At 70.5% G+C, this 13,226-nt stretch carries 6 protein-coding genes; 1 reads left to right on the forward strand and 5 read right to left on the reverse strand.

What is annotated here, in order from left to right:
• Window positions 1–18: 18 nt before the first annotated feature.
• The 5 genes from fabF to ABD830_RS19510 form a co-directional block, all read right to left on the reverse strand.
• Window positions 19–1,266, reverse strand: a complete 1,248-nt coding sequence (gene fabF / locus ABD830_RS19490; RefSeq protein ID WP_344989020.1) for a beta-ketoacyl-ACP synthase II — start codon at window positions 1,264–1,266, stop codon at window positions 19–21.
• Window positions 1,263–2,975, reverse strand: a complete 1,713-nt coding sequence (locus ABD830_RS19495) for a thiamine pyrophosphate-binding protein (protein ID WP_344989022.1) — start codon at window positions 2,973–2,975, stop codon at window positions 1,263–1,265. Before ABD830_RS19495 ends, fabF begins: the two co-directional genes overlap by 4 nt.
• The gene (locus ABD830_RS19500; protein WP_344989024.1) at window positions 2,972–5,641 is read right to left on the reverse strand and encodes an aldehyde dehydrogenase family protein; all 2,670 of its coding nucleotides are present in this window, start codon (window positions 5,639–5,641) and stop codon (window positions 2,972–2,974) included. Before ABD830_RS19500 ends, ABD830_RS19495 begins: the two co-directional genes overlap by 4 nt.
• A gap of 33 nt (window positions 5,642–5,674) precedes the next feature.
• A complete protein-coding gene (locus ABD830_RS19505) occupies window positions 5,675–10,021 on the reverse strand; it encodes a type I polyketide synthase (protein WP_344989026.1) in 4,347 nt (1,448 codons plus the stop codon).
• A gap of 72 nt (window positions 10,022–10,093) precedes the next feature.
• Window positions 10,094–11,296 carry an MFS transporter gene (locus ABD830_RS19510; RefSeq protein WP_344989028.1) on the reverse strand — a complete coding sequence of 401 codons (1,203 nt, stop codon included), beginning with the start codon at window positions 11,294–11,296 and terminating at the stop codon, window positions 10,094–10,096.
• Window positions 11,297–11,447: 151 nt separating this feature from the next.
• Between ABD830_RS19510 and ABD830_RS19515 the strand changes: the two genes are divergently transcribed.
• Complete coding sequence (locus ABD830_RS19515) at window positions 11,448–13,226, forward strand: NAD(P)/FAD-dependent oxidoreductase (RefSeq protein WP_344989029.1); 1,779 nt, start codon at window positions 11,448–11,450, stop codon at window positions 13,224–13,226.

Here is a 13,226-nt window from a genome sequence, read left to right on the forward strand (position 1 = left end):
CGTGGGTGTTAGAGGGAGTCATTGCTCGTAGCGCCGGACCACGAGGGTCGCGTTGTGGCCGGCGAAGCCGAAGGAGTTGCTCATCGCCACCGCGACGTCGTGCCGTTGCGGCTGGTGAGGGACGAAGTTGAGGTCCGGGTCCTCTGGGTCGTCACAGTTGATCGTCGGCGGGACGACGCCGGTGAGCAGCGTCTGCACGGTGGCGACGAGCTCGACCGCGCCCGCCGCGCCGATCGTGTGCCCGGTCATCGACTTGACGGCGGTGATCGGGATCCTGGGCGCGTGGTCGCCGAACACCTTGCGAATGGCGGCGGCCTCGGTCCTGTCGTTGAGCGTGGTGCTGGTGCCGTGGGCGTTGATGTGGTCCACGGCCGAGGCGGGCAGACCCGCGTCGTCCAGCGCGAGCTGCATGGCCCGGCGCGCGCCGAGCCCCTCGGGGTGTGGCGCGGTCGGGTGGTAGGCGTCACTGGTGGCGCCGTAGCCGACGACCTCGGCCAGGATCGGCGCGCCGCGCCGCTCGGCACTGCGGGCGTCCTCCAGCACGAGAGCGCCGGCGCCCGCCGCCATGACGAAACCGTCCCGCCCCTTGTCGAAGGGCCGGCTGGCCCGCTGCGGGTCGTCGTTGCGCGTTGACAGCGCCCGCGACATCGCGGTGGAGCCGATGTCGAAGGAGGTCACCGAGTTGTCGGCGCCCCCCGCGATCATCGCGTCCACGTCGCCGCGCTGGATCATCCGCATCGCCTCGCCCACGGCCGACGTGCCGGAGGCGCAGGCCGTGCTGATCGCGCCGGAAGGGCCGGTCGCCTGCAGCTTGTAGGCGACCTCGCCGGCGGCGCAGTCGATCGAGGTGGCCGCCGACAGCCACGGTGCGAGGCCGCGGTAGCCGCGCCCCTCCAGGGTGAGCGTGCCCGACTGGACGAGACCCGTCGGGCCGTACCCCGAGCCGATCAGGACGCCGACACGGTGCGTGTTGGCCTCGTCGATGACGAGCTTGGCGTGTTCGACGGCCTGCGCCGCGGCGGCCACCGCGAACTGCGCGTACTTGTCGATCCGGCGGCTGACCGTGCGCGGCATGTACGCGGTGGGGTCGAACCCCTTCACCTCACCGGCGATCTTGACCGGCAGGTTGGAGGCGTCGAAGGCCTCAATCGGCCCCACGCCGCTCCGGCCAGCCAGCAGGGAGTCCCAGAAATCCTGGACACTCAGCCCGACAGGCGTGATGGCACCCATGCCGGTGATGACCACGCGGCGTCCGTAGGGTCTCACGAGTGTTCTCCTTCGGTCTCGGTGAGATCGGCGGGCACGTCGTCGAGCCTTACCGGGATCTCGACGACGGCGACGCGGCCCGCCGCGCACGCCGCCGCGGCCTGGCGCAGCTCTTTGTCCAGCCGGGTCTTGTCGTCCACCACCGCGTGGTGCACCCCGGGCCGGTCGGCGCCGGTGCCGTGGGGGCTGCCCGCGAAGCGGTACCTCGAGGGCCCCGCCTTGTCGAGCTGAGCCTGGAGCCAGCCGTAGCCGCCGTTGTCGAGGACCACGAACAGGACGCCGAGCTCCTGCTCGACCAGCACTTCCAGGTCGGCGCCGAGCTTGCCGAAGGCGCCGTCGCCGACGAACGCGACCACCGCGCTGCCGGGTACGGCCAGCTTCACCCCGGCCGCGGCGATCGCGCCGAACCCCAGGCTGGTCTGCTCAGACGGCACGATCGAGTCGGCCGCCGCCGGGACGCGCCAGTGCGGGTAGAAGTAGGACCACATGTCCTGCAGCCCGTTCTCCTGCACCAGCACGCGCCGCTCGGGCAGCACCTCGTCCAGTACCCGCAGCAGGTCGGCGATATGGATGCCGGGCAGCTCCGCCACCCGCTGCCGCTCGGTGGCCACCCGCTCGGCCGCGGCCCGGTTGGCTGCCTGCGCGCGCTCGCTCCACTCGTTCGTCGGCGCGGGCAGTTCGGCTCGCTCCAGCAGCTCGGGGCGCGCGGCACGCTCGGGCAGGTCGGTCAGCCAGGATCGCACGGCGGCCAGGCCGTCGCCGATGACCACGTGCCCCGGCCGCTCGTGGGAGATGTCGACCGGCTCCAGGTTGACCTGCAGGACCGGGACATCAGGGGCGGAGAACCCGGGCCGGTAGACGGCCGTCTCCTCCAGCCTGCTGCCGAGTGCCACCACCAGGTCGGTTTCGGCCCACAGCGGCAGCATCTCCTCGGCGGCGTACAACCCGGCCAGCCCGCAGAACAGCGGGTGGGTCTCGTCGACGGCGCCCCGTCCGGAGGCCGTGGCGAAGATGGGCGCGCCGAGCCGCTCGGCCAGCCGCTCCACCTCGCCACCGCCGTTCCTGTGCCGCATGCCGCCGCCGACCAGGATGACCGGACGGCGTGCGGCCCGCAGCGCGACCAGCGAGCCGGCCAGCGCCTCGGTGTCGGGCTGCGGGTGCTGGGCGCGCGGCTGGTGCCAGGGCCGGTCCCTGACGACCTCGACATCCAGCAGGTCGGCCGGCAGCTCCAGGTAGACGGGGCCGGGCGCACCGTTGGCCGCGACCAGGAACGCCCGCTCTATCGCCGGCACGACCCGGTCGGGGTGGTCGACCCGGTGCGCCCACTTGACCACCGGTGCGATCATGGCCAGCTGGTCCAGCTCCTGGAAGGCGCCCGAGCCGCGCGTCCTAGCCCCGGTACCCGAGGCCAGCACCACCATCGGCGCGCCGGAGCAGCGGGCCTCGAGCAGGCCGCCGACGACGTTGGCGGCGGCCGGTCCCTTCCCGATGACGCACAGCGCCGTACGGCCGGCCGCCAGCGCGTGCCCGGCGGCCATGAACGCCGCCGCCCGCTGGTCTCGGCACAGGACCATGCGCAGCTCGGTCCCCTCCAGAGCCCGCAGCGGCACCAGGTCGTCATCGGGCAACCCGAACACCGTGTCCACGCCGTGGGCCACGGCGAAGTCCATGGCCGCGTGCCAGGCGCTGGGGTAGGTGACGGCGCTCATCGCGCGCCCGCCTCTGCTGGGACCGCCGCGTGCTCGGCGACGATCTGAGAGATCAGCAGCGGCTTGGCGAACCGCTTCCTGTCGATGGCGACGTAGTTGGCCATGATGCCGTGGCCGCCGAAGGGGGCGTTGCCGTCGTCGATGTCGAGCAGAGTCTCGTTGACCGCCACCATGTGGCGCTTGCGCAGGAACTCCACCAGCTCGGGGGCCTCGCCGTACACCATGGCGCCCATGGCTCTGTCCTGGTAGTAGCCGGTGGTCAGGCGCTCGCGCACCTCGGCGATGTCGGTGTAGGAGACGATGTTGAACAGCGGGGAGAAGATCTCGGCCATGGCCTGCTTGTCCCGCATCGAGTGCAGCAGCACCGTCGGCTGGATCTGGCGGGTGCGGAAGTCGATCTGGCCGCCGTAGATGATGCGTGCGCTGTTGTCCTGCAGGTACTCGGCGGCGTCGGCGATCGCCCCGGTGTAGCACATGGGGCCGTAGTCGGCCTCGGGGTCGTCGTAGTCGCCGAACGTCAGCGTCGACAGGCGCTTGAGCAGCGCCTCCACGAAACGCGGGACGTCGTTCTCCTGGACGAAGAACACGTCGGGGCCGAAGCAGTCCTGGCCGGAGTTGAGCATCCGGATCCGCAGAGCGTCCTCGGTGGCCAGGTCGAGGTCGGCGCCGGGAGCGACGATGAAGGGGTTCGCGCCCTGGCCGAAGAGCAGGAAGATCTGCTCCGGGTCCAGCTCCGCCCTGATCGCCTCGGCGTTCTGGTAGGTGCCGGTGAAGACGACCACGTCTGCCTCGGCGACCGGGCCCTCCTTGAACCTGCGCTGGCTCAACGAGGTCATCTCGATCGGCAGGCCATGCACCGGGGCCAGCAGCTCGTGCAGGCGGTGCGTCTGCGAGGCCACCTGGCTGGAGGGCCTTGCTGTGATCGTCTCGACGTAGAGCGAGGGCACGAGCAGGTACAGCACGTAGGAGTTGAGCAGCACGTTGGACGACATGAAGACGGCCATCCGGTCCGTGCGCGGCGGCCCGTGGCGGATCACCTCGTCGATCGCGCCGGACAGCGTGTGGATCGCGGCCTCGATCTCGCCCTCCACCGACTTGTAGTCCGAGATCTCCGTCAGCACGTTCATGACCGCCCCAGGGTCGGTGCGCAAGAAGTGCGCCACCGCCCGCAACGCGGCGATCCTTTCGGCGAACGGGATCAGGTCCAGGTCGGCCGGCAGCGGCGCCTCCTCGTGGACTATCGGGGGGTGCCGCCGAGCGGGCCGGTACACCGCGCGCTCGGCCAACCCGCGCAGCGCCCTGGCGTCCACCTTGCCGGTGCCGTTGACAGGTAGCCGGGGCAGCACCACGACCTTGTTCGGGTGCTCGTAGGAGGGCAGCAGCGAGCAGATGGCGCTGCGCCAGTGCGACGCGGAGGCCTCGTTCGGATCCTCGACGAAGAAGACGAGCTGGCTGCCCTGCCGTTCGTCGTCCACTCCCACGACCTTCACGGGCCGGCCGCAGTACTCGGCCTTGCGCTCGATCGTCTCGAGGTACAGGTTGTGGCCCATGCGGTATACGGCATTCTTGCGGCCGATCACCACGAGGTTGCCCTCCGGCGTCCAGTAGCCGAGGTCGTCGGTGGCGTAGGGCCCTTCGCCCAGCGGCGTGATGCTGCCGTCAGCGGCCAGGTAGCCCTCCATCAGGCTGGGCGAGGAGACCGTGATCTCGCCTATCTCGCCGATGGCGACCGGGGCGCCGTCGCGGCCCGTGATGCGCACCCACACGTCGGTCAGCGGCCGGCCGCACGCGTGGGGATTGGTCAGGTCGGCCAGGGCGATGTTGCCGGCCTCGTTGCTGCCGTAGCCGTCCAGCAGCGGGCGGTTGAAGGCGCGGGCGAAGCGTTCGGCCAGCGTGGGCGGGAGCGGGGCGCCGCCGGAGCAGAACATGCGCACGCTGCTCAGATCGCGCGCTGTGACGGGGCGGCGCTGACTCATCGCGTGCAGCGCGTGATAGGTGGAGGGCGTGGCGTCCACGACCGTGGCGCCTTCGGTGGCGGCCAGCCGTACGGCGATGTCGAGGCGCTCCAGCGGCGCGACGATCAGCGAGCAGCCGACCGTCCACTGCAGGATGGCCAGCGTCAGGCCGTAGAAGTGGGAGAACGGAAGCAGCGGCAGGAGCACGTCGTTGGGCCGGTAGCCCATCCGGTCACGGGTGCGCTGCAGGTCATTGAGGAAGCTGCGGCCCGAGCGCACCACGCCCCTGGGAGAGCCGGTCGAGCCGGAGGACCAGGTGACCAGCGCGTCGGTGCGGGCGTGCCAGGCGGTGAAGGACAGGAACTCGGCCCTGACCTCGCGCTGCCTGGCCTGTTCGGCCAGTGAGTGGAGGGTCGTCCTGCCCTTGTCGCCGTCGTCGATGATCAGACGGGCCCCGGCGACAGCGGCCATCCTTCGTCGCTCGGACGCGGTCTCGCGGTGATCGATCAGCACGATCGAGGCGTCCAGGTGCATGAGGGCCAGCAGCGCCGCGATGTGCTCGGCGGAGTTGTCGGCGCAGATCACCACCCGATCGCCGGCGGTCACCGAGTTGTCGGCGAGGATCGCCGCCATGCCGAGGGCAAGCTCTTCGATTTCGATCGAGGTGTAGGTGGCGGTGGGAGTTATGACTTTTCCTGTGGTCCAGTCCAATGTCTCAATCCATTCCGATACGGGCGTGCGGGTTCAGCCCGCCAATCCCTTCAGCTCTTCGGCGAGAACGTCGATGGTGTGTTCGATCTGTTGCGTGGTGTGTTCGGAGGTGACGAAGAAGCGCAGGCGGACCAGCTCCTCGGGGACGGCGGGGTAGAGGATCGGGTTGGCGCTGATACCGCGGTCGAAGAGCCGGTTGGCCAGCGTGAGGCACTGCTCGTTGTCGCCGACGATGCAGGGCACGACGGGTGAGTCCTGGCTCACGCCCGTGTTGATCCCGGCCTCCTTGGCGAGTCTGAGGAACAGCTCGGAGTTGGCGCGCAGCCGCTCCAGCCGTTCGGGCTCGTCGCGCATGACGCGCAGCGCGGCCAGCGCGGCGGCGGCGTTGGGCGGGGTCATGCCGACGCTGTAGACGAAGCCGGGGACGGTGTACTTCAGGTAGTCGATGAGTTCGGCCGAGCCGGCCACGTAGCCGCCGCAGCTGGCGCCCGCCTTCGACAGCGTCCCGGACCAGAGCTCGACCTGAGAGCGGTCCACGCCGAAGAAGTCGCCTATGCCGCCGCCGGATTTGCCGACGGTCCCGAGGCTGTGCGCCTCGTCGATGAGCAGGACGGCGCCGTGCTTGTTCTTCACGTCGATGATCGCCGGCAGGTCAGCGAGGTCGCCGTCCATGCTGTAGACGCCCTCGATGACGACCAGGGCGCGGCGGTGCAGCTTGCGGTGCCGGGTCAGGACGGCGTCCAGCGCGGCGGGGTCGTTGTGAGCGAAGGGGCGGCGGGTGGCGCCCGACAGCTTGCAGCCCTGCAAGATGCTGTCGTGGGAGAGCTCGTCGTGCACGATGAGGTCGTCGGGGCCGACCAGGTGGCCGATGACCGAGACGTTGGTGGCGTGGCCGCTGACCATGACGATCGCGTCCTCGGTGCCGAGCAGGGTGGCCAGCTCGGCCTCCAGCTCGTGGTGGACGGGGCGGTTGCCGGACAGGAAGCGGCTGGCCGACACGGACGTGCCGTATCTCTCCACGGCCTCGCGCACCGCCTCGTTGACCTTGGGGTGCCCGGACAGGCCGAGGTAGTTGTAGCTGGAGAAACTGATCAGCTCCTGGCCGTCCACGACGGTGGTGTCGCGGATGTTGGCCTGGTGGTCGATGAAGTAGGGGTTGCGCTCGATGGCCGCCATGAACTCGCGGTGCTCGACCACCTCCGGCCAGGTCTCCGGGCCGGCTTGCATGGCGACCGGGCGCTTGGGCGCCTCAGGCGCGGACTGGACCGGGACCTTGACGCCCTGGGAGGCCGAGACCGCGGCTACGACCTCGTCGATGCTGGGCCGTTTGGGCACGGTGGTCAGCTCGGGCCAGACCTTCTGCAGGGAGATTCGCAGCTCGGTGACCATGAGCGAGTCGAACCCGAGCTCGTCGACCAGCAGCGTCGGACCGCTGAGCTGCTCGGCGGGGAACGCACCAATCCTGGCGATGTGCTCGTACACGACCTGCCGGATCTGGTCCGCCACCGGCGGGGTCGCGGGCTGGGTGGTGAGCTGGGTGGCGGGCAGGGTGGCGGGCAGGTGCGCCGGCTCCGGCGCGGGTGGGGCGGTCGCGGGAATCGCGGCTCCGGCGGAGCGCAGCACCGCGATCTGCTCCCGGAACAGGCTGACGATGTCGCTCACGTGACTCTCCTGCGCTGTGTACGGCTGGGCAGCCGCGGTGACCGGTTTCTGGGAGTCCGCCGGCGACGCCTTGGCGGCCGGCATGGGGAAGGGGGGAAGGGCGTGCACCTTGCGGAGCAGCGGTGAGGGCGGCAGGCTCACCAGGCCGGGGAGCTGCCCCGTGCCGGGCAGCGTGACCGGCAGCCCGAGCGCGGCGAGCCGGCCGAGCCCGGCCAGGAAGGACCGGGCGTCATCGGGCTGGTCGCCGGACATCGCCACGTAGACCGCGCCCTGCCGGTCACCGAGCGTGCGCTGGACCATGGCCAGGAGCGACCGCCCGCCGCAGACCTGCACGAACACCCGCGCCCCCAACTCGTAGGCGGCCAGCGCGGCCTCGGCGAAGCGCACGGGCGAGGAGGCGTGCCCCTCCCAGAGCTCGCGCAGCCGCGCCGGGTCCTCGACGGGACCGCCGCTCATGCAGGAGACGTATCCGGTGGTGGGAGTCCCGATCTCGCGCCGCTCCAGGTCGGTGCGGATCTCTGCGCGGATGCCCTCCAAGAGCGGTGTGTGGAAGGCGTTGGACACCGCCAGCGGCACGGCGCCGACCTTGGCGCCTGCGCACCGCTCCGCGAGGGCGGACAGCCCCGCCTGCTCCCCGGCGACCACGGTCTGCTTCGGGGTGTTGTAGCAGGCGGGCCAGACCCCCTCGATCCCGTGGGCCAGGCCGGCCACGGTCTCGGGGGCGGCCTGGACGACGAGCATGCCGCCGCTGCCGCCCTCCTCGGCCCGGCGCATGACGGCGCCGCGTCCCGCCATCAGCCTGACCGCCTCGGCGTCGTCCATGGCCCCTGCCAGGGCCGCCGCGGTGAACTCGCCCACGCTGTGACCGAGCGTCACCGCGGGGACGACGCCGCAGGATCCGATGAGCCGACCGGCGGCCAGCCCCAGCACCCCGAGCAAGGGCTGGCACACGTCGGTGCCCTTCATGCGCTCGCGTCCCGCTTCGGTGTCGGCGTCCGGGCCGTACACGGCGTCCAGGACGTCGACGCCGCTGATCGCGTCGAGCGCGATCGCGGTCTCGCGGAAGGCGGGGTAGCGCTCGAACAGATCGGCCAGCAGGTGCGGTCGCTGGCTGCCCTGGCCGGGGAGCAGGAAGGCGACCCGCGGCGACTCCAGAGGAGCTGCGGCGGCGTACAGCCCCTCGCCGAGCGGGCCGGTGCGGCCCTCCTTCAGCGCGACCGCGGCGACCCGCAGTTGCGCGGCCAGTTCCTCGTGCCCGGCCGCGACCACCGCGAGCCGCGCCTTGAGCAGTTCCCGCTCCGCCAGCGTCCTGGCGACCGCCGCCGGCGGCGTGCTCGGCTCGACGGCGAATCGTTCGACGTGCTCGGCCAGCAGCTCCACCGTCGCTCCCGAGAACAGGAACAGGTACGGCAGGCCGTCCTCGGCGCTCTCCTCCACGGCGGGCGCCTCCTCCATCACCACGTGTACGTTGGTGCCGCCGAAGGCGAAGGAGTTGATCCCGGCCGTCCGCGTCTTCCCGGCGCGCGGCCACGGGACGTTCTCCCGCGGGATCGCCAGTCCGGCGATCGCGGGGTCGGCCTCCGGGTTGATCTCCGTCTCGGGCTGGCGCGGGATGACACCGTGGTGCAGCGCCAGCGTCGTCTTGATCAGGGAGGCCATGCCGGAAGCGGTCAGCGAGTGGCCGATCAGCGCCTTGACCGAGCCGAGGTAGGCGGGGTCAGGCTCGCTGCCGGTCTCGCAGCGCACGTACCGCAGTGACTCCAGCTCCACCCGGTCGCCGACGGTGGTCGCCGTGCCGTGCGCTTCCACGAACCCGATCGAGCCCGGCTCGACGCCGGCGTCGTGGTAGGCACGGCGCAGCGACAGCCGCTGCCCCTCGGTGCGCGGGGTCATCGGCCCCTCGGTCGTGCCGTCGTTGGAGCAGCCGATCCCTTTGATCACGGCATAGACGCGGTCGCCCGCGGCCAGCGCGGCCTCCAGCGGGCGCAGCACCACCACGCCCACGCCCTCGCCGAGCACGAACCCGTCGGCGCGGCGGTCGAAGGGCCTGCACACTCCGGCGCGGGAGACCGCGCCGACCTTGGAGAAGCCGATCAGGCTGTGCGGGATCAGGTTGATGTAGGCGCCGCCGACGATCGCCTCCGCGCAGACTCCGGCCCGCAGCGCCACCACGGCCTCGTGCAGCGCCACCAGCCCCGAGGAGCAGGAGGAGTCGACGGTGAAGCTGGGGCCGCTCAGGTCATAGAACTGGCTCACGTTGGTGGCGGCCATGTTGAGCTGCTCGCCCGGGATCGACCACGGCTCCATGTCCATGGGGTCGGGCGTCAGGTACATGAAGTCGGCGGTGCTCATGGCGAAGTACACGCCGGTGTTCAACCGGTCGAAGGGGCGCCGCTCCCAGCCCGCGTCCTGGACGGCCTCGCGGGCCACCTCCAGGATCAGCCGCTGCTGCGGGTCCATCGTGCGCACCCGGCGCGGCGGCATCCGGAAGTGGGCGGCGTCGAACCGGTCGACCTCCGGCAGGTAGGCGACCCGGTCCGTATAGGCCTTACGCGGTGCCCGCCCTGCGGCGGCGTCGAAGAACTGTCCGTGGTCCCACCGGTGAGAAGGAACCGCGTGGAAACGGGGTTCGCCGTCCAGCAGCATCCGGAGATATTCATTCAAATTTCCGGCGCCCGGGAAACGGCATCCCATGCCGACTATCGCGATATCACGCATCGTGTCCCTAACTCGCGCATTCGAAGCTGAAATTGAGGATGGCACCGGCCGCTCGGTTTTCTACCGAGGGAATCACCGAAGAACTTCGGCTGCGGGCCGTATGCGCCGGGTCAGCCGGACGGAAAGCAGTGCGGTGACCAGCGCGACGACGCCGGCGCCGGCCGGGACTCGGAAGGCGAGATGCCCACCGAGGGCGTCCGTCGCCTGGCCGGCCAGTTGCACGCCCGCGGCCAGGCCGATGACCAGGGCGCTCTGCACCCATGCGAATCCCTCGCTGCTGCGCTCGCCGGGGACGACGGACTCGACGAGCTCGTAGACGACGATGAGCGTCGGGGCGATGGCGGCGCCGGCGACGAAGGAGGCTGCAGCCATCAGTGGGACCCCCGTGGCCAGCGTCAGCGGGAGCAGCCCTGCGGCCAGGCATGCGGCGAGAATCGCGAACCGGCGCGACAGCGAGGAGGTCCAGCGGCGCGAGCCGTACCAGACGCCGGTCAGCAGGCTGCCCACGGACATCGCGCCGACCAGCGGCCCGGCCAGTACGACGGCGCCCAGGTCCTCGGCGAACCCGACCATGGCGATCTCGCTGGAGCCCAGCACGACGCCGAGCACGAGCGCGAACAGCAGCGTCACGCGCAGCGCGGGGATGCGGAGCAGAGAGGGTCCCGGCCTGGTGACGGGCATGGGCGGGGGCTCGGTGCGGCGCATCGAGGCATAGGCCAGCCCGCCGACGAGCGTGAGCACCATGCAGGCGACGTAACCGAGCTCCGGGCTCGCGGCCCCCGCGACCGTGGTCGCGATCACCGGACCGAGGATGTAGACGACCTCGTCGACGGCACTCTCGATCGCGAAGGCGGCCTTGAGCAGTGGGGTCCCGCCCACGCGAGCGGTCCAGCGGGCCCGGACCATCGGCCCGAGCGGCGGGAAGGCCACGCCCGCGAGCACGGCGGCGGGAAACAGCAGCCAGTACTGGCCGCTCGCCACGCCGCCCATGATCCCGACCAGACCGAGCGCGTGCAGCAGCAGCACCGGCCGCAGTACCCGGCCCTGGCCCAGGCGGTCGCCCAGGCGGCCCACCCGCGGCGCGGCGACGGCCTGCGACACCAGGATCGTCCCGCCGACCGCGCCTGCCAGCGTGTAGGAGCCGGTGGCCGAGGTCACCAGCAGGATGGTGGCGATGCCGAGCATCGCCATCTGGAGCCGGCCGACGAACCCCGCCAGGACGAACCAGCGGGCCTCGGGCGGGCCCAACAGCGCCTTGAAATCATTGTCAGCCACGACCCAACAGTGCACGTCGGACGTGCCGCTAATAAGACCGAAGCCAATTACTTCGGCAATCTCCTCGGTCCCCAGGAACGCCGCCGATGCCATTGTGGCATCGGCGGACCTCGCCCCTCCGCCCCCCACGCCCGGAGAAAGAGGAATGCAAATGACCGAATCGGTGCGAGACTATTACGACGTCATCGTCATGGGCGGTGGGCCTGCCGGTTCCACCCTGGCCGCGAAATTGGCGCGGACCACGAATCTGAGCGTCGCGGTCTTCGACAAGGTGAAGCACCCGCGCGAGCACATCGGCGAATCGCTCGCCCACCCGACCACGCCGGCCCTGGAGGAGATCGGGGTGCTGGACAAGGTCATGTCCAGCGACTTCAAGGTCCAGAAGTTCGGCGGCATCTTCCGCTGGTCGGAGGAGCCCAGCGTGGCCTTCTTCGACCACGAGTCCTACGCCAGGGACGGCGTTCACCGCTGGGCCTCCCACGTCAACCGCTCGGAGTTCGACGAGCTGCTGTTCAGGCACGCGGGAGAGTGCGGCGCTCACATGTTCGAGGAGATGACGATCTCGGCCTTCGAGCGGTTGGAGGACGACTGCGAGGTCACCTTCAACGACGGCCGCAAGATCCGCTGCGGCTACTTCGTCGACGCCTCGGGCCGGCGCAACAGCATCGCCTCCAAGAAGAAGCGGAGCTTCCTGTCGGGGTACAAGAACATCGCCATCTGGCAGCACTACACCGGCGCCCAGCACGCCTACGACATCCCCGAGGACTGGAACATCTTCCATCCCGACCGGTTGTCGCCCATCGCCTGCTCGGCCTTCACCGACGGGTGGTGCTGGTACATCCCGGTGCCGAAGGTGATCGACGGCGAGCGCGTCATGACGCACTCGGTCGGCATCGTCACCATCCCCGCCATCCTCAAGGAGGAGGGCAAGGACTTCACCGACATCGCCCAGTTCACCAACGCCATCAAGGACATCCCGCTGGTCGGCGAGCTCGTCAAGAACGGCACCCCGATCTCCGACAAGATGCAGACCGCGACCAACTACTCCATGATCAACGACCAGTTCGCCAGCTACGACGAGCGCTGGATCCTGGTCGGTGACGCCGCCTACTTCGTCGACCCGCTCTTCTCCTCGGGCGTGGCCTTCGCCATGCACCACGGGCTGTCCGCGGCGACCGTGCTGGCGGCCACCTTCGACGAGAGCGTCGACGAGCAGCACAAACGCGACCTCTGGCACGACTACGACATGGAGTGGCACGGCATCGCCGAGTCGTTCTCGCTCTCGATCGACCAGTGGTACCACGCCATCGGCAAGAACAACCCCGACAGCATCTACTGGCGCACCCGCGGCCAGGACGTGGCCGGCAACTTCCGCGAGCAGACCTTCCAGATCCTGCTCAGCACCACGATGGAGCCCGACGTGCTGCGCCACATGACCGGCGAGGGCGGCACCCAGGCCGACCTCGACGCCGAAGGCCCCTACATGAAGGCGTACGGCATGGCCGACCCCGGCGTGATCGGCGACGACGACCACGTCAGCCTCACCCCGGGCGCCTCCGTTCGCAAGAGCCTCGGGCTGGACATCCCCGGCTTCAAGGGCTTCCCGCCCCCGCCACCGTTCCAGCTGACGGAGGAGGAGCACGCGGCGCTCACCGCCTACTGGGCGGATCCCGTCGCCAACGGCGACGCTGTGGTGTCGCCCCTTTCCACACCGCTGCCGTGCCACCGGTACTCGGTCGAGGGCGCGGCCTCCGGTGTCGAGGTGCGCAGCTTCGACGAGGTCGACGGCGGCAAGGTCGTCTGGGACGCCCTGTCCGGTGGCGGCGTGCCGTACCGGCAACTGCGGGAGGAGCTCACCGAGCTCCAGCTGCACCTGATCAAGCTGCTGTGGCGGACCGGCGTCGTCACCGTCACGCCCGCCGGGAGCTGA

It is taken from the genome of Nonomuraea helvata, from assembly GCF_039535785.1.
GTDB lineage: Bacteria > Actinomycetota > Actinomycetes > Streptosporangiales > Streptosporangiaceae > Nonomuraea > Nonomuraea helvata.

Excerpts from the sequence above, each read along its gene's own strand:
- ABD830_RS19495 (WP_344989022.1), bottom strand. The coding sequence starts at position 2,975 with ATGAGCGCCGTCACCTACCCCAGCGCCTGGCACGCGGCCATGGACTTC.
- ABD830_RS19505 (WP_344989026.1), bottom strand. The coding sequence starts at position 10,021 with ATGCGTGATATCGCGATAGTCGGCATGGGATGCCGTTTCCCGGGCGCC.
- ABD830_RS19515 (WP_344989029.1), top strand. The coding sequence starts at position 11,448 with ATGACCGAATCGGTGCGAGACTATTACGACGTCATCGTCATGGGCGGT.